17 protein-coding genes are annotated in these 17,084 nt (G+C 63.2%); 10 read left to right on the top strand and 7 right to left on the bottom strand.

The genetic code is table 11. The annotated features are described in order from the left end of the window. Window positions 1-3: 3 nt before the first annotated feature. Both M5C71_RS19625 and M5C71_RS19620 read right to left on the bottom strand, forming a co-directional pair. The gene (locus M5C71_RS19625) at window positions 4-1,002 is read right to left on the bottom strand and encodes a response regulator (RefSeq protein ID WP_103494958.1); all 999 of its coding nucleotides are present in this window, start codon (window positions 1,000-1,002) and stop codon (window positions 4-6) included. A gap of 190 nt (window positions 1,003-1,192) precedes the next feature. After that, a complete protein-coding gene (locus M5C71_RS19620; protein WP_248768540.1) occupies window positions 1,193-2,167 on the bottom strand; it encodes a GlxA family transcriptional regulator in 975 nt (324 codons plus the stop codon). A 113-nt stretch (window positions 2,168-2,280) separates the two neighbouring features. Between M5C71_RS19620 and inhA the strand changes: the two genes are divergently transcribed. Next, a complete protein-coding gene (gene inhA, locus M5C71_RS19615) occupies window positions 2,281-2,970 on the top strand; it encodes an isonitrile hydratase (RefSeq protein WP_152737485.1) in 690 nt (229 codons plus the stop codon). On the opposite strand, the gene M5C71_RS19610 is transcribed toward inhA, so the two are convergent. From M5C71_RS19610 to M5C71_RS19600, 3 genes are read right to left on the bottom strand one after another with little or no spacing between them, the layout of a single operon-like run. After that, complete coding sequence (locus tag M5C71_RS19610; protein WP_177103485.1) at window positions 2,967-3,293, bottom strand: hypothetical protein; 327 nt, start codon at window positions 3,291-3,293, stop codon at window positions 2,967-2,969. The genes inhA and M5C71_RS19610 overlap by 4 nt on opposite strands. Continuing rightward, entirely contained in the window at window positions 3,290-4,642 is a 1,353-nt protein-coding gene (locus M5C71_RS19605) for an acyclic terpene utilization AtuA family protein (RefSeq protein WP_248768539.1), read from the bottom strand. The genes M5C71_RS19610 and M5C71_RS19605 overlap by 4 nt, the downstream gene beginning before the upstream one ends. A 16-nt stretch (window positions 4,643-4,658) precedes the next feature. After that, window positions 4,659-5,951, bottom strand: coding sequence for a citrate:proton symporter (locus M5C71_RS19600; RefSeq protein WP_248768538.1), 1,293 nt, complete (start codon window positions 5,949-5,951; stop codon window positions 4,659-4,661). Between the two features lie 114 nt (window positions 5,952-6,065). Here M5C71_RS19600 and M5C71_RS19595 point away from each other — a divergent pair, with 114 nt between their 5' ends. The 4 genes from M5C71_RS19595 to M5C71_RS19580 all read left to right on the top strand — a co-directional run bounded on the left by M5C71_RS19595 (window position 6,066) and on the right by M5C71_RS19580 (window position 10,476). Further along, window positions 6,066-6,971 (top strand): LysR family transcriptional regulator, encoded by a 906-nt coding sequence (locus tag M5C71_RS19595; RefSeq protein ID WP_248768537.1) that lies wholly within the window; start codon window positions 6,066-6,068, stop codon window positions 6,969-6,971. 46 nt (window positions 6,972-7,017) lie between these two features. Continuing rightward, window positions 7,018-7,728 carry a FadR/GntR family transcriptional regulator gene (locus tag M5C71_RS19590; RefSeq protein WP_248744981.1) on the top strand — a complete coding sequence of 237 codons (711 nt, stop codon included), beginning with the start codon at window positions 7,018-7,020 and terminating at the stop codon, window positions 7,726-7,728. Between the two features lie 107 nt (window positions 7,729-7,835). Further along, window positions 7,836-9,029, top strand: a complete 1,194-nt coding sequence (lhgO, locus tag M5C71_RS19585; RefSeq protein ID WP_248768536.1) for an L-2-hydroxyglutarate oxidase — start codon at window positions 7,836-7,838, stop codon at window positions 9,027-9,029. Between the two features lie 115 nt (window positions 9,030-9,144). Beyond that, window positions 9,145-10,476, top strand: a complete 1,332-nt coding sequence (locus M5C71_RS19580; RefSeq protein WP_248768535.1) for an MFS transporter — start codon at window positions 9,145-9,147, stop codon at window positions 10,474-10,476. Between the two features lie 7 nt (window positions 10,477-10,483). On the opposite strand, the gene M5C71_RS19575 is transcribed toward M5C71_RS19580, so the two are convergent. Next, the gene (locus M5C71_RS19575; RefSeq protein WP_248768534.1) at window positions 10,484-11,413 is read right to left on the bottom strand and encodes a LysR family transcriptional regulator; all 930 of its coding nucleotides are present in this window, start codon (window positions 11,411-11,413) and stop codon (window positions 10,484-10,486) included. Between the two features lie 111 nt (window positions 11,414-11,524). Between M5C71_RS19575 and M5C71_RS19570 the strand changes: the two genes are divergently transcribed. From M5C71_RS19570 to M5C71_RS19550, 5 genes are all read left to right on the top strand, one after another. Next, a complete protein-coding gene (locus tag M5C71_RS19570) occupies window positions 11,525-12,610 on the top strand; it encodes a TauD/TfdA family dioxygenase (RefSeq protein WP_248768533.1) in 1,086 nt (361 codons plus the stop codon). Window positions 12,611-12,614: 4 nt separating this feature from the next. Further along, window positions 12,615-13,379 carry a TSUP family transporter gene (locus tag M5C71_RS19565; protein ID WP_248744976.1) on the top strand — a complete coding sequence of 255 codons (765 nt, stop codon included), beginning with the start codon at window positions 12,615-12,617 and terminating at the stop codon, window positions 13,377-13,379. 24 nt (window positions 13,380-13,403) lie between these two features. Beyond that, entirely contained in the window at window positions 13,404-13,883 is a 480-nt protein-coding gene (locus M5C71_RS19560) for a YbaK/prolyl-tRNA synthetase associated domain-containing protein (RefSeq protein WP_152737476.1), read from the top strand. Window positions 13,884-14,009: 126 nt separating this feature from the next. After that, window positions 14,010-14,582 carry a GNAT family protein gene (locus tag M5C71_RS19555; protein WP_248768556.1) on the top strand — a complete coding sequence of 191 codons (573 nt, stop codon included), beginning with the start codon at window positions 14,010-14,012 and terminating at the stop codon, window positions 14,580-14,582. Between the two features lie 334 nt (window positions 14,583-14,916). Next, a complete protein-coding gene (locus M5C71_RS19550) occupies window positions 14,917-16,107 on the top strand; it encodes a DUF2252 family protein (RefSeq protein ID WP_248768532.1) in 1,191 nt (396 codons plus the stop codon). Between the two features lie 33 nt (window positions 16,108-16,140). Here the strand turns inward: M5C71_RS19550 and M5C71_RS19545 are convergent, their stop codons facing one another. Beyond that, window positions 16,141-17,013: an undecaprenyl-diphosphate phosphatase gene (locus tag M5C71_RS19545; protein ID WP_152737474.1), complete on the bottom strand. Its 873-nt coding sequence runs from the start codon at window positions 17,011-17,013 to the stop codon at window positions 16,141-16,143. Between the last annotated feature and the right edge of the window lie 71 nt (window positions 17,014-17,084).

Below are 17,084 nucleotides of genomic sequence, written 5' to 3'. Positions count from 1 at the left end.
GGCTCAGCTCATCAGGTAGGCGAGTTTGTCGGTCAACCGCTGGATGGAGTCTTCCGTGAACAACAACAGCAAGTCGAAATGAATATCGTGCCCTTCCAGGCTGTAGCTGATTTCTACCGCCAAGGTCTTTTTCCAGCGCTGCTGGTTGACCCGGATCAGTTCGTCGATGGCCGCGTGCTGCCCGAGAATCTGTGGGTGGCCTTGGGAAAACACCACGTCGATCTGCTCGGCAATACTGCTCAGGCAGGCGCCGATCAGTACGCTGGAGAGGTCCAGCAACATTTCCAGATCCGAATACTCGGTGCCCTGACGCTGCATCAACTGCGCCATGTCGGCGATTTCCGAGTCATGGAACATCAGCAGGGCTTCGCCGGCAATGCCGCTGCCGATAAAGCCCTGGCAAATGGCGGTGAGCTGGTTGCCGTTGCCGGCATCCATCAGCGCCATGTGCAACTCGCCCACTTCGAGGATATTCACGTTCGGCACCGGCAAGTGCACGAACACCCCCAGCACCTTGGCGATCAGCGCCGCCGCACGACCGATGGCCACGTTGACCGTTTCGCGAAAGGCGTCGCGAAAGCTGATTTCGGCCGTCGGTTCAGGGCGAGCGGCCAACGGCGCCGGACCGGGGGCATTGAGCAGCCCCAGTCCGTCGAGGGTCTCGCGCAGCTCGTCCTGGTCGAAAGGCTTTTTCAGGAACGCCAGCGCCCCCAATTCGTGCACCCGGCGCACGGCCTCTTCCTGGACGTCACCGGAGATCACGATCACCTGTGCCTGCAACCCTTCGGCACGAATCGCCGAGAGCACCTGATAGCCATCCATTTCCGGCATGGTCAGGTCGAGCAGCACCACTTGCCCCAAACCCTTGCGGATGGCCTCCATCCCCTGCCGGCCATCACTGGCCTGGGTAATCGAGACCTGCCACTCTGCCGGCAGCGCCCGTAAAACCTGCTTACGGGCCATGTTGGAGTCATCACACACAAGTAGGGGAATCACTGACACAGACCGGTGCTCATCTTATTGGGGTATCAGGGAAAGCATTAATGGCATGATGCCATAAGTTTTACAAAACATGCTCAGCGTATAGGTTTTATTGAGAACTACGTCCGATATTCCAACAGCTTAGGCGCAATCGAGCCTCAGGGGATGGCTTAGGTCAACGAAGTGGATCGACGGTGTACCCCGCGCGAGCTTATGGACGCACGGAAAAACGCTCGCGATAGGCCTGGGGCGTGATGCTCATGGCCCGCAGAAAGCTGCGGCGCAGGGTTTCCTCGCTGCCGAAACCGCAGCGGGTAGCAATCCGCTTGATCGGCAGCGCGGTGTCGCTCAGCAGGCGCCGGGCGGTTTCCACACGGATCTGCTCGATGGCCCGGGCCGGCGTCTGCCCGGTTTCGGCGCGGTAGTGACGGACAAAACTGCGTTCGCTCATGCCCGCCTGCTGCGCCAGGATCGGGATCGACAGGTCCTGCGCCAGGTGCTCGGCGATCCAGGCCTGCAAGTCGCCAAAGCGGCTGCCGGCCTTCTGCAAGGACAAGGTGGCGCTGAATTGCGACTGCCCGCCCGGACGCTTCAGGAACACCACCAGATGCCGGGCGACCTCCAGCGCCACGGGGCGCCCCAGGTCCGCTTCAACCAGGGCCAGGGACAAATCGATGCCTGCCGTCACCCCCGCCGACGTCCAGACCGGGCCGTCGTTGATAAAAATCGGATTGGGCTCGACCCGCACCTGCGGGTACTGCGCAGCCAATTGTTCGCAGCGGGTCCAGTGGGTGGCCACCCGCCGCCCGTCCAGCCAGCCACTGGCCGCCAGCAGGAAAGCCCCGGTGCAGACCGAAGCGACCCGGCGTGCGCAACTGGCCTGCTGGCGTACCCAGGCCACCAGCGCCGGGTCCTCGGCGGCCGCGTAAGTCCCCCAACCACCGGAGATGATCAGGGTGTCGCACGACACCCCCGTCGCCGGCAAAGGATCAGCCACCAGGGCCAGCCCCGCCGAACTCATCACCGGTTCGCGCTGGTCGGCAATGACGCTCACGGCATAAGGCAGCGGCAGGCCCTCGGCACGGGCCAGGTCGTTGGCCGAGGCAAAGACCTGCAACGGCCCCGTGACATCGAGCACCTGCACATTGGGAAAAGCCAGGATGCGGATCGTTCTGGGGGTATTCATGGGGATTGGCGTGAAACGTGGGGTCAATGGCGGATACGCCAAAGCCTACGAAACTAAAGTAGGTTCGTCCAGCCTCGCCGGACCCGTTTATCCACTTCCAAGGAGCTATCGCCATGACGCTGCATATCGGCTTTCTGTTGTTCCCCAAAGTCCAACAGCTGGACCTTACCGGCCCCTACGACGTCCTGTTCTCGCTGCCGGATGCGCGGATCCACCTGATCTGGAAAGACCTGGCCCCCGTCACCTCCAGTACCGGCCTGGTCTTTACGCCGACGACGACGTTCGAAGACTGTCCGCCCCTGGACGTGATCTGCATTCCGGGCGGTGCCGGGGTAGGCCCCTTGATGGAAGATGCCGAGACCCTCTCGTTCATCGTCCGACAGGCCGCCCAGGCACGCTATATCACCTCGGTCTGCACCGGTTCCCTGGTACTGGGTGCCGCCGGGCTGTTGCAAGGTCGCAAGGCCACCACGCACTGGGCCTATCACGACCTGCTGGCGCCTCTCGGTGCCATCCCCGTGAAAGACCGTGTGGTACGTGACGGCAACCTGCTGACCGGCGGCGGCATCACCGCCGGGATCGATTTTGCCCTGACCCTGGTCGCCGAACTGGTGGGGGCACAAGAGGCCCAGGCGATCCAGTTGCAGCTGGAATACGCACCGGCACCGCCGTTCAACGCCGGCAGCCCGGAGACGGCGCCCGCGGACGTGCTGGCCATTGCCCTGCAGCGGGTGGCGGAACCGCAAAAGCAGCGCGCTCTGATCACCGAACGTGTCGCCCGGCGTCTGCAACAAGCGGGTTAATCGCGCTCCCACGGCAGATCCAGCAACGCCGAGCCCAGGCTCTTGCCGTGGGCATCCAGCGCCAGGGAGCGGGTCACTCCGCCACGGAGGATGCCCGGCAAGACGAAATTCAAGGCCCGCACCCCCGGTACTGCATAACGCCGTACCGGTCCGGCTGCCGGATCGAGCAAGGGCGCAAAGTAGTCCGCCACCCGTTCGGCCGTCAGCCATTCGCATAACCCGGGGTAGTCCTCGGCCCGATAAGCGATCACCGAGATATTCGAGGTGTCGCCTTTGTCGCCGGTGCGCGAATGGGCAAAGGCGCGCAATTCAAGACCACTCATGAGCGTTCCTCCAGATGTACCGTAGCCGTCAGGTTTTCCCGTGGCAGCAGCAGCGACGCCACCGCTACCACCTGCCGCACACTCTTGCTCGCACCGCCACCGCCGGACGGACCATTGGTGTACAGCGTCTCTACTTCATTACCGACACGCAGCGCATCGGCCCGATCGACACAACGCGCCGCCACCCGCAGGCGCACTTCCCAGGGTTCGCCCTGCCCTCGCGCACTCAGCGCTTCGCCATACAGGGCATCAACGCCAATCAGCTCCGCACGGACCTCCTCGGTTTTCACACCGATGATTTCCAGGCGCTGCAAGACAATCTCCCGCGCCAGCCGTGCCCGGGACAAGGCGCCCGGACCACCGTAGGACATCTGCCCTTCACCGATCCAACCGTCCAGGTAACCGACCGAGACCTTCAACATCTCCGGACGCTGGCGCCCGCTCGCCCCCTGCACGCCGACCCGGTCCGCGCCCTCTTCGACAAAACTCACGCCCTGAAAATCCGCCGTGACATCCGGCGTCAGGTAGGCCGCCGGGTCATGCACCTCATAGAGCAACTGCTCCGTGCAAGTCGCCGCGTCCACCCGACCGCCGCTACCCACAACCTTGGTAATGGTCGCCCGGCCCTCGGCATCCACTTCCGCCAGGGGAAAGCCCAGGCGCGCCAGGTCCGGCACCTCCTTGACGCCCGGGTCGGCAAAGTAACCGCCGGTAATCTGCCCCGCGCACTCCAGCAGATGGCCGATCAGGGTGCCACGGCCCAGGCGCGGCCAATCGTCCGCCGCCCAGCCGAACTCGAAGCACTGCGGCGCGAGAAACAACGATGGATCGGCCACGCGGCCGGTGATCACCACATCGGCATCGGCCGCCAGGGCCTGGACAATGCCTTCCGCCCCCAGATAGGCATTGGCGCAGACCAGTCGCTCGCCCAACTGCTCGACCCGCAGACCGTTGTCCAGCCAACGGCTCGGTTCGGCACGCAGCACCTCAAGCACGTCGTCACCGGTCACCGCGGCAATCTTGAGCCCGGGCAAACCCAGCTCGATGGCGATCCGCCGGACCTCCCGCGCGGCGGCCAGGGGATTGGCCGCGCCCATATTGGTGATGATCCGCAGGCGCCGCCCAGCGCCGCCGACGAAGGGCAGCACGCGCTCCATCCGCTCACGCAACAAGGGGTCGTAACCGCCCTCGGGATCACTGAGCCGGGCCTGTTGTGCCAGGGCAATGGTCCGTTCGGCCAGGCACTCGAACACCAGGTAATCCAGCTCGCCCTTGGCCGCCAGTTCCACCGCCGGTTCAATGCGGTCACCCGAATAGCCGGCACCGGAGCCGATACGCAAGGTTTTCATCGCAAGGTCCCTCCTATCAAAAAATGCCCAGAAGCAACGCCGTCAGGGTCATCAACACCGAGGCGGCGAGCAGGAAAGGAATGGTGAAACGCTGGTGATCGGCCAGTTCGATCTTGCACAGGCCCACCAGCAGAAAGGTCGCGGGGGTCAGCGGGCTGACCGGAAAACCGGTGGTATGCACCCCCAGCAAGGACGCCTGGGCCACCTGCAACGGTTCCACCCCCAAGGCCTTGCCGACCTCGGCGATCACCGGCATCACGCCGAAATAAAAGGAGTCCGGATCGAACAACAGGCTCAGCGGCATCGACAGGAAACCCACCACTGCCGGAATCAGCTTGCCGTGGCCGGCCGGGATCTGCGCCACCGCCACTTCGGCCATGGCCTTGAGCATGCCGGTGCCCTGCATGATGCCGGTAAAGACCCCGGCCGCCAGGAGGATGCTGGCCATGGTCAGGGCGGTCTTGGCATGGGCGTCGACGCGAGCACGCTGGGCGTCGACATTCGGATAGTTGAGGCACAACGCAACCACGGTGCCGAGCATGAACATCACCACCGGGTCGACCCAACCGGCGATCATCACCGCCATCACCAGCACCGTCAGCAACAGGTTGGCCCAGAACAGGCGCGGGCGGCGCAAGGCTTCTGCCTCCTGGCTGATCACCCGGCTCGGCACGCTGCCCGTGGCCAGACCCACGCCCAGGCCCAGACGCCGCTCTTCACGCCGGCCCAACCACCAGGCACAGGCGAAGACAAACAGCAGACCGATGATCTGCACCGGAATCAACGGCTGGAACAGGTCCGCCACCGGCACATGCAAGGCTGCCGACGAACGCAGCACCGGGCCGGTCCAGGGCAGGAAATTCACCCCGGCGGCCATCGCCGCGACACAGGCCAGGATCCGTCGGTCAATGCCCAATCGCGTATAGAGCGGCAACATCGCCGGGATGGTCACCAGAAAAGTCACCGCCCCGGAACCGTCGAGGTGCACCAGCAACGCCAGCAAGGCCGTGCCCATGACAATCCGCGTGGGCCGCGTGCCCACCGTGCGCAGGATGCGATCGATGATCGGGTCGAGCATGCCGGCATCCGTCATCACGCCGAAAAACAGGATGGCGAACACGAACATGCCCACCACCGGGGCGACGTTCTTGATGCCGGTGACGATAAAGGCACTGGTTTGCAGACCGAAACCACCGAGCAGCGCGGCAATGATCGGCAAGGCAATCAGCGCGACCAGGGGCGAGAGACGCTTGCTCATGACAGCCGCAAGCAGACAGACGATGGTGATGACACCCAAGGTGGCGAGCATGGGAAGACTCCGGGACCGCTCAAGGGCGGACAGTTATTGTTTTCCCCAGAGTATTGGAACGCGGTTAAGCTTTGTAAATTGGAATGTTCACCGCCATACATTCGGAAAAACAGAATGAAGAACGCCGTCCAGCATATCCGCGCCTTTCTGACGGTCGCCCAGACCGGTAGCTTCGCCCGCGCCGCCACCTTACTGCACCTGTCGCCCTCGGCGCTGACGGTGCAGGTCCAGCAGTTGGAAGAGTGGCTCGGCGTCACCCTGCTGGAACGCAGCCCGCGCCAGGTCAGCCTGACCGGCGCCGGCCAGCAGGCCCGTGGCCCCATGGAGAAACTGTTGCTGGACCTGGACAATATCGTCAGCGGTTCCCGCGACCTGGCCAGCCTGCAACGGGGCGTGGTGACCCTGGCGGCCTTGCCGTCGATCTGCTCCGGTGCCCTGCCGCCGCTGCTCAAACAGTTTCGCCAGGCTTATCCCGGTATCGAAATCCGCCTGCGGGATGTGGTCGCCCAACGCATCGACAGCCTGGTGCGGGAGAACGAAGTGGACTTCGGACTGGGCGTACGGGCCCGGCTCAATCATGGCCTGGACTTCGAAGTGGTCATGGTCGACCGCTTGTGCCTGTTCCTGCCCGACGAACACCCGCTGGCGCACAAGACAACCGTCAGCCTGCCGGACTTGAGCGGCCAGCCGATGATCCTTACCGGACGCGACAGCAGCGTGCGCGAACGGGTCGAGCAACTCTTCGACGAACAAGGACTGACGCTTGTACCTGGGCTGGAAGCCAACTACATGTCCACGGTCCTGGCGCTGGTACTCCAGGGGCTGGGCATGGCGCTGCTGCCGGAATCGGCGGATGACGGTCTCAACGGCCTGCAAAAACGCCCCGTGGAACACCCCGGCGTCAGCCGCGAGATCGGCCTGATCAGCCGCAGCGGCCAGCCCCTGCCCCCCGCCGCCGAGTGCTTCGTGGCCCTGATCCGGGAACGTCTGGCCCCGACCCGGGTTCTTGACAAAACCTGAATCATTCCGGCATTGTCTGACAACCTGACTACCGAGCTTAGCCTTCATGCTGGAACTCCAACGCCCTGATTCCCTGGTTGAACGAGTGGTCAGTGCCATTCGCGCGGAAATCGATGCCGGGCGCCTCGCGGCAGAATCGCGTCTGCCCACCGAGCAGCAGTTGGCGGAACAGTTGAATGTCAGCCGCTCGGTGGTCCGCGAAGCCATTGCCCAGCTCAAGGCCGATGGTGTGCTGATCGCCCGGCGCGGGCTCGGCTCGTATATTTCCCAGACCCCGACCGGCACGGTGTTTCGCTTTCCCAAGAGCGAGGGGCGCAAGACCGATCTGGCGCAGATGTTCGAAATGCGCCTGTGGATCGAAACCCAGGCCGCCTCGATTGCCGCCCAACGACGCGACGAGGCGGACCTGCAACGCATGCGGCAAGCCCTGCGGGAAATGCACGACAAGCGCACCAACTTCGATGCGGCGGCCGCGGCCGATGTGGCGTTTCACCGGGCCATCGCCGAGGCCAGCAAGAACGAGTATTTCGTCGCCTTCCATGACTTTCTGCGCGGTCAGTTGGCCGAAGCGCGCCGCACCGCCTGGGAAAACTCCGCCAGCCGTTCCGTCGGCGGCTCGGCGGATGCCGGACGCGAACACCAGGCCCTGTACCAAGCCATCGCCGATGGCAATCGCCAGGCGGCGGCCGCCTGCGCCGAGTCGCACCTGCGGGCTTCGGCCAAACGCCTGCAGTTGGAACTGCCACCCATGAACTGAGCCGATCAGCCCTGCGGCGAACGGGCCGGCACGGCCCACTTGGCTTACCCACGTTAGTCTGACAACCTGATAACTAGACATGAACAATAACAAGGTGAATTCCCTCCATGATTTATGACTTCTGCATCATCGGCGGCGGCATCGTCGGCCTGGCCACCGCCATGGAGTTGCTCAAGCGCCAGCCCGGTGCCTCGCTACTGATCCTGGAAAAGGAAGCCACCCTCGCCCGTCACCAGACCGGCCACAACAGCGGCGTGATCCATGCCGGCATCTACTACGCGCCGGGCAGCCTCAAGGCCGACCTGTGCAAGCGCGGAGCCCAGGCCACGAAAGACTTCTGCCGCGAGCACGGGATCCGCTTCGAGGTCTGCGGCAAGTTACTGGTGGCCTCCACGGCCCTGGAAGTGCAGCGTATGCAAGCCCTGTACGAGCGCTCGCAACTCAATGGCATGCGCGTCGAGCGTCTCGATGCTGACGAACTGCGGCGGCGCGAACCGAATATCGTCGGCCTCGGCGGACTGTTCCTCGATGCCACGGGCATCGTCGACTACCGCGAAGTCTGCCAGGCCATGGCCCGGGTGATTCGCGCCGCCGACGGCGAGATCCAGCTCGACACCACGGTCACGGCCATCCAGGAAGACGCTGACAACGTCACCGTCAGCAGCCACGACCGCGTCTGGCAGGCCCGCAAACTGGTGGCCTGTGCCGGCCTGCAGTCCGACCGCCTGGCCAGCCTGGCCGGCATCCGCATCGACCATCAGATCATTCCCTTCCGCGGCGAATACTTCCGCCTGCCGGCGGCGAAGAACAACATCGTCAACCACCTGATCTACCCGATTCCCGATCCGGACCTGCCGTTTCTTGGTGTGCACCTGACCCGGATGATCGACGGCAGCGTCACGGTCGGCCCGAACGCCGTGCTGGGGCTGGGCCGGGAGAACTACCGGAAGTTCTCCATCAACTGGCGGGACGTCGCGCAATATGCCAGCTTCCCCGGTTTCTGGAAAACCCTGTGGCAGAACCTGGGCTCCGGCAGCCTGGAAATGAAGAACTCATTGTTCAAGCGCGGCTACCTGGAACAGTGCCGCAAGTACTGCCCGTCCCTGGTCCTCGATGATCTGCTGCCCTATGAGGCCGGAATCCGCGCCCAGGCGGTAATGCGCGACGGCACCCTGGTGCATGACTTCCTGTTCGCCGAAACGCCGCGCATGGTCCACGTCTGCAACGCACCGTCGCCGGCCGCCACCTCGGCCATGCCGATCGGCGAGATGATTGCCGACCGCCTGCTCGCCCCCCGTTAACCCGCAACCCCTCCCGCGTACGGCAGTACGCTCTCTCCGTTTGCCCGGCCAAGGCAGACGGGGCGCACCAGCGATCACTTGAAAATAACTATAAAGACCTGCAAGGAAACCACTGATGTCGGTATACGAAGCGTCCCGATCCCCCGTCGAAACCCCGCAACAGACCCGCAAGCGCCTGCGCAAAGTCGCCGCCGCCACCATCTTCGGCTCGATGCTGGAGTGGTATGACTTCTACCTCTACGCAACCATGGCGGCGATTGTCTTCTCGAAGATCTTCTTCGACGCCAGCAACCCGCAGACCGCCTCGCTGCTGGCCTTCTCGACCTTTGCCATCGGCTTTATCGCCCGCCCCTTCGGCGGCATCCTGTTCGGCTACCTGGGCGACAAGTTCGGACGCAAACAGGTGCTGGTCCTGACCTTCTGCATGATGGGCGTCTGCACCACGCTTATCGGGCTGATTCCCAGCTACGTGGCCATCGGCCTCTGGGCACCGGTCCTGCTGGTGGTAATCCGCATCATCCAGGGCCTGGGTGCCGGCGCCGAACTCTCGGGCGCCGCCGTGACCTCCTACGAACACGCCGCCCAGGGCAAGCGCGGCAGCCAGGGAGCCTGGCCGGCGCTGGGGCTGAACCTCGGCCTGCTCCTGTCATCACTGACCATTTACCTGCTGACCCTCAACGGCAATGAGTTCCTGCTCGAAGGCGGCTGGCGCATCCCCTTCGTCTGCAGCATCGCCCTGGTCGGTGTCGGCCTGTGGGTGCGCAACAGCATTCCAGAAACCCCGGAGTTCAAGGAACTGAACCAGCAGAAGCGCGCACAACCCAAGGTCTCGCCGTTGAAAGCGCTGCTGAAGAACGACCTCAAGGGCCTCGCCGTGGTGTTTTTTGTCGCCGTCGGCTACAACGCCCTGAGTTATATCTTCAAGACTTTTTCCCTGGCCTACCTCACCCAGTACAAAGGCGTCGATGTGCACGTGACGTCTTTGTCGGTGACCCTTGCCAGCCTGGTGGCCATCGTCGCCGTGCCGTTTTTCGGCTGGTTGTGCGATCGCTGGAGCAGCAAAGCGGTCCTGATTCTCGGCGGGGCGCTTTCGCTGCTGTTCGCCTACCCCTTCCTGATGCTGCTGGGCAGCGGTGAAAACGGGCAGATCTACCTGGCAATCGGCATCGGCACCGGGGTCCTGGCACCGATGATGTTTGCCCCGCAGGGTTCATTCCTCAGTCGTCAGTTCCCGACCCAGACCCGCTCCTCGGGCTTTGGCACCGGACGGGAAATCGGCACGGCGGTGGCCGGCGGGCTGGCGCCCCTGGGCGCCCTGTCACTGGTCTCGGCCTCGGCGACCCACTCCACCGACGGCGTGGCGCTGATCCTGGCGATCGCGGCGGTCTGCGTGGTGGTCTTCGCCTTGTGCGACCAAGGCCGGAAGCATTCGGCCTTCAAGAACTGACGGCCGCCTAGAACGTCAGTGAATGCTTGCGATCCAGGCTTTCGCCAAAGCCGCGAATCACCTCCAGCAGCGACTTCACCCGCAGCGGCAGACTCCCCGCCGGATACACCGCGTGCATCTGCGGACTCTCGCCACTGCTGGAGGTGAGCTTGTATTCGGGGCAGACCCGGACCAGGCGCCCCGCTTCCACTTCCGGCTCCGCCAACCAGTCCGCCAGGCGGGCAATGCCGACACCCGCCAGGGCCGCCTGGAACACCGCGGCACCGGAGCTGAAACGAAACTTCGGGTGCACCCGAAAGCTGATGGCCTGCTCATCACTGCGAAAATTCCACTCCTTGAGGATCCGCGGCGCGGTATGCAGGATCAGCGAATGGGCCTCCAGCGCCTCGATGGAATCCGGCATCCCGCGTCGCTCCAGGTACCCGGGGCTGGCGTACAGGTAACGTGAATAACTCCACAGCGGAAAGCCGATCAGGTCACTGGATTGCGGAAACGCACCGCGAATCGAGAAGTCCAGCTTGCTCTTGGCCGGGTCGATGGTCTCATCGGTGAAAATCACATCGACGTTCACGTCCGGATAATGCTCGCAGTACTGCGCGATCAGCCGGGGCAAGACCCCGTGCCCGAGAAATTCGGGGGCGGAAAACCGAATCCAGCCGTGGGCCAGGCCGCTGAGACCGGCCAGGTCTTCATCCGCCTCACGTTGCAGATCCAGCATTTTGTAAGCGTGAGGTAGGAAACGTTCACCCGCCTCGGTCAGACTCACGGCATTCGACGAACGATTGAACAGCTTGACCCCGGCACTTTCCTCCAAAGCCTGCACAGCACGGGTCAACGAGCTGGGCGAGCGCCCCAGGGTACGGGCCGCGGCAACGAAGCTACGCTTGCGTGCCACCGTCGCGAAGGCTTCCAGCTCCCCCAACATATCCAGGGCCATTTCCCCACCTCATTGCACTTTTCACAATGCGGCATTGCAACACAAAAAAGGCCCTTCCGTTAGCCTTCCCGTTCAACCCGCAGGGACGTAGGCAAAAAGGAGCAAACGGACGTGTCAAAGCTGGATGAAATAGTCGGGAAATCCGCGGCGCTGATCGGTGAAGAAATTCGCGAATGGTTGGGGAAAAAGTCCGCGACCTCAACCCGACAGGGGATCGCGCAGATTCATGTGTCGTTCGAAGAGCAGCGTAGCCTGCACGCCGGCCTGGCGACACTGGCCGTGGCCGACAGCGCTTCGGGCATCAACCGCATGCCGGCCCTGGGCCAGTTGCTGGAGAGCACCCTGTGCGCCGAGAAAATCCAGCAGTTGCGCGACTTCCCCAAGAGCCGTGAGGTGGCGATGATCGTCCGGGGGCTGCCGGTGGACCTGCAGCTACCGCCGACCCCTTACGACATGGAGCCGGGTATCGAGAACCTGCCGGTGTTGGCCGGGGCAATCCTGTCCGTACTGCAGACCCTGCAAACCCGTCCGGTGGCCTACGAAGGTGAAAGCGACGACACGGTATTCCGTCATGTTTCACCCAAGCAGCAGCGCGAAAGTGAAAAAAGCTCCTATGGCTCGCGCATGGACCTGGGCATGCATGTCGACAACCCGCACCTGCCGCTGACCTACGAACCCGTCGCACACCTGTCGGCCTGCCCGGAGTACCTGTCCCTGACCGGCCTGCGCTGCGAGCTCGACGTGCCGACGCGCATCGTCGCCATTGCCGACGTGTTGGCCATGCTGCCGGCCTCGGTCGAAGAAGAATTATCGCGGCCGCACTTCGCCATCCGCCGACCGGCCTCCTTCGGCAAACAGGGTAATGTGCTGGAAAACGTCCCCCTGCTGTACAGAAATGCCAACGGTGACCTGTATTGCCGCTACAACAAGGCCAGCGTCGCGGCAACCTGCGCCAACGCGCAGTTTTCCCTGCAACTGTTCGCCGCGGCCGCCAACCATCCCGATGTCATGCACCAGATTCTGCTGCAGCCGGGGGACATGCTGATCTTCAAGAACCAGCAAACCCTGCATGCCCGGGACGGTTTCGCCCCCCGCTACGACGGCCGCGATCGCTGGATGCTGCGCGTCTTCGGGGTCAACGATCCGGCGCGCGTGGTGCCGCTGGACCCTCACCAACCTTTCATCGTCAGAGCCTGATTTCATGGTCGATATTGTCATCCTTTGCGTGTTCGCCTTCGCCGCCGGCCTGATCGATGCGGCGGTGGGCGGCGGCGGACTGATCCAGATACCCGCGCTGTTCAACGTGCTGCCCACGGCATCACCGGCAGCGCTGCTGGGCACCAACAAGGTCGCGGCCGCTTGCGGCACCACATTTGCGGCCCGGTCCTTCGTACGCAAGGTGGTGATCGACTGGAGCCTGGTGGTCCCCGCCGCCGGCGCGGCCTTTGTCATGGCCTTCTTTGGCGCGGCCACGGTGTCGGCCGTGCCCCAGTCGGTGATTCGCCCGGCGGTGCTGGTATTGATCGTGCTGATGGCCATCTACACCTTCTGGAAAAAGGACTTCGGCGCCCTGCACAAGCCCATGCGCATCGGCACCAAGGAAAAGCTGCTGGCGATCGTGATCGGCGGGGCCATCGGCTTCTACGACGGGTTGTTCGGCCCCGGGACCGGCAGTTTCCTGATCTTCCTGTTTATCCGTTGTTTCGCCTTCGACTTCCTGCACGCCTCGGCGTCGGCCAAGCTGGTGAACATCGCGACCAACGTCGCGGCGCTGATCTTCTTCATTCCAACCGGCAACGTGCTCTACCTGATCGCCATCCCCATGGCCGTCTTCAACATCCTCGGTGCGCTGACCGGCACCTGGCTGGCGGTGCATAAAGGCGTACCCTTTGTCCGGGCGCTGTTCCTGGTGTTGCTGGTGATCCTGATCAGCAAACTGTCCTACGACCTGATTCTGCAAACCTGATCCTGTAAACCCGAGGAAAACTCCATGTATCCGATGTTCGATCGCCTGGTGGCGCTACTCGATGCCCGCGCCGCCTCCTACCGGGTGTTGATGCACGATGCCGAGGGCCAGTCGGCGCGGGTCGCCGAAATCCGTGGCACCGAGCCGGGCCAGGGTGCCAAGGCCATGCTCTGCTCGCTCAAGGGCCAGGCCGAGCCCTATGCCCTGGTGATATTGCCGGGGGACCAGAAGCTCGATATGAAGAAAGTCGGGGCGGCCCTGGGCGGAAAAAAAGCTGAACTGGTGAAAGCCGAAACCGCCATGGAACTGACCGGCTGCCGGATCGGTGCCATTCCGCCTTTCGTCTTCGATGAGCGGATTCAATTGATCGTCGATCCGGCCCTGACCACCCGCTACGGCGAGATCGCCTTTAATGCCGGCCGCCTGGATGCCTCGATGGTGCTCGATACGCAAGACTACCTGGCGATTGCCCAGCCGCAGTTGCTCGATGTGAGCCAGGCCTGAGCCCACGGCGGCATTGGTCTGCCCGTTTTAACCCGCAATGGCCCTTGCAAACCCGATCCCGGCTACCTTGTAATGCTCGCTGAAACCCGCACCGCGAGCGCCTGCCCCGTGAAAAACCTGCAATTGCTGCAATCCCTTGAAGGCGAGCGCTTGCTGCTGCGCCCACTCCAGGCCGACGACGCCGACGCCCTGGTGGCGGCCGCCCGGGACGGCGAACTGTGGAACCTGCCCTTTACCGTCATACCAGGGCCTGACACCGTCGGGTCCTACCTGCACAAAGCCCTCACGGGGCGGGAAGCCGGGACCGTGATGCCCTTTGTCATCGTGATCAAGGCCACCGGCGAAGTGATCGGCTCGACGCGCTTCTGGAAGATCGATCGCCAGTACCGCAAGCTGGAAATCGGCAGTTCCTGGATCTCGACCCGCTGGCAGAGAAGCTTCGTCAATACCGAGGCCAAGTACCTGATGCTGCGCCACGCCTTCGAGGTGCTCGATTGCGTGCGCGTACAGTTCACCACCGATGAGATCAACGAAAAATCCCGCGCGGCAATCCTGCGCCTGGGCGCCAAGCAGGAAGGCATCGTACGTAATGAACGGATCATGCCGGACGGACGCAAGCGCAATTCCGTACGCTTGAGCATCATTGACGAAGAGTGGCCCGATGTTCGCCTGGGGCTGGAAAAGAACCTGCATCGATAGCGCTTTCGCGGCCTTCCACGGAGCCCGGGACGATAATGAAAAAATTTTCAGGGGCGGCCGAAAAAACAGCCCGTTATTCACATACAAACCATTGAAAATATTAGATTTTATTCTTTAACGAATAAAACTTCTTTCACTGTGAACAAGGCCCGGGCTGTTTATATTTCTACCTGCTTCTTTGGTGAAACCTCTTATTGGCCCGCGCTCTTTGCGGGCCTTTTTTTGCCTGAAAAACGAGTAAAATCATCGGGGCAGGGATCGAACGCCTCAACGCAGCGGTCTAGGCTTTATACGAAATGAGTATCGCCTTCTCACCAGCACGAAGAGCCCGCCCTTGAAACCACCACGCCCTGCCGACCGCACCACCCTGCTCTCTAACCTGCGTAACGAAAAAATGGCCCGCTCGGCCCACGCCTATGTCCGTGGCAGTACGGTCCAGTTCTATGAGTGGTTGCACAGCCAGCGCGGCAGACGCTTGCCCCATGGCCCCAACGTGTGGATCTGCGGCGATTGCCACGCCGGCAACCTGGGCCCCACGGGTGACCGTCGTGGTGGTATCGATATCCATATCCGCGACCTGGACCAGACGGTGATCGGCAATCCCGCCCACGACCTGGTGCGCCTGGCCCTGTCCCTGGCGACCGCCGCGCGCGGTTCGGACCTGCCCGGCGTGACCACCGCGCGCATGCTCGAAGAAATGATGGTGGGCTACGAACAGGCCCTGCTGGACGAGACCGACCATACGCCCGAACGCCCGTCACAGGTCAAGGCCGGCCTGCGGGACGCGGTCAAGCGCACCTGGAAAAACCTGGCCCGTGAGCGCATGGAGAACACCAAACTGACGCTGCCGATGGGCCGGCATTTCTGGCCGATGTCCCGCAACGAAAAAGCCGAGATCGAGGCCTTGTGTGCCGGCGAAGAGATCCAGACGCTGGTGACCTCGCTCAAGGGGCGTCCCAAGGATGCCAGTGTCGAACTGCTCGACTGTGCCTATTGGGTCAAGGGTTGCAGTTCGCTGGGGCTGCTGCGCTACGCCGTGCTGCTGGGTGTCGGCGGGCATGACGAGCAGGATTATTGCCTGATCGACGTCAAGGAGGCCGTTGCGGCCGCGGCCCCCCGTGGTGCCCACGTGCAGATGCCACGGGACAATGCGCGGCGGGTGGTCGAGGGAGCACGCCACCTTTCACCCGGTCTGGGCGAGCGGATGATCGCCACCCGTTTTCTCGACCATGGGATGTTCATTCGTGAGCTGCTGCCCCAGGACCTCAAGCTCGAACTGGACACCCTCAATGAAACCGACGCCATGCACGCAGCGGGTTATCTGGCCCGGGTGATCGGTATCGCCCATGCCCGGCAGATGGATGAGGCGACGCGCAAAAGCTGGCGGGCGGAGCTGCAGCTCAATCGCTCGAAAACCCTCGATGCGCCGTCCTGGTTATGGACCAGCGTCGTGCAATTGGTGGGCAGCCATGAGCAGGGGTATCTGGAACATTGCCGACGCTATGCGCTGGGCACGGCGAAATGAGCGTAGCCCGCAGGCTACGCTCGGGAGGGTCGATTACGACAGAAAGCCGGTGCTGACGCCGACGAGGAGGAAAATCCCCAGCGCCGCGCGATAGATCACGAACGGCCAGGTGGAGAAGCGTTCCAGGAAGCGCATCAGGCCCCAGATCGCGCAGAACGCCGAGACACTGGCGACCACCAAGCCGAACAGCAGATGGCTCCAGGCCTCCGCCGGGATCTGCGCATGGTGCAACGTCAGCAACTCCTTGAGCCCGGCCAGCGCAATCGCCGGCAAGCCCAGCAGGAAGGAGAACCGCGCGGCCTCTTCACGCTTGAAGTTGAGGAACAGGGCCGCGGTCAGTGTCGAGCCGGAACGGGAAACACCCGGGATCAGGGCGCCGACCTGGGCGATACCGACGATCAGCGCATCCCGCAGGCGCATCTGGCCCACCACCCGCTGATGGCGGGCACTGAACTCGGACACCGCCATCAACACCGCCATCACCAGGCAGGAAATACCGATCACTGTCAGCCCGCGCAGGGGCGAGTCGCAGGCATTGAGTGTCGACGACAAGGCCAGGCCGGCGATCCCGATGGGGATGGTCGCCAGGATGATCGCCACCGCCAGCTTGAACCACGGGCTGTTGTAGTCGCCCTGGCGCACGGCGCCGATACTGCCACCGACCACATCGCGCACATCACGCCAGAAATAACTGACCACTGCCGCCAGCGCGGCCAATTGCATCGCGGCCGAAAAAGCCGAGCCCGGATCCTGCCAACCGAGCACTGCCGGCACGATGCGCATATGCGCCGTGGAGGAGATAGGGAGCAATTCCGTGATGCCCTGGATGATACCCAGGATGCCGATTTGCAGATAATTCAGCGAAGCGAAGCCAATATCGAGGCCGCTGGAGCAGACGTTAGACAAAATAATTTCCCGGAATAAGGCTAATTTCCCACCGCTCTCCAAGAAGCGCGGCGCAGACCTGTGAAGCTTAG

This window comes from Pseudomonas sp. MWU12-2345 (genome assembly GCF_023242385.1).
Lineage (GTDB): Bacteria > Pseudomonadota > Gammaproteobacteria > Pseudomonadales > Pseudomonadaceae > Aquipseudomonas > Aquipseudomonas gingeri_D.
The sequence above is the reverse complement of the archived record's forward strand: the minus strand, read 5'-3'. Positions and strand labels throughout refer to the sequence as shown.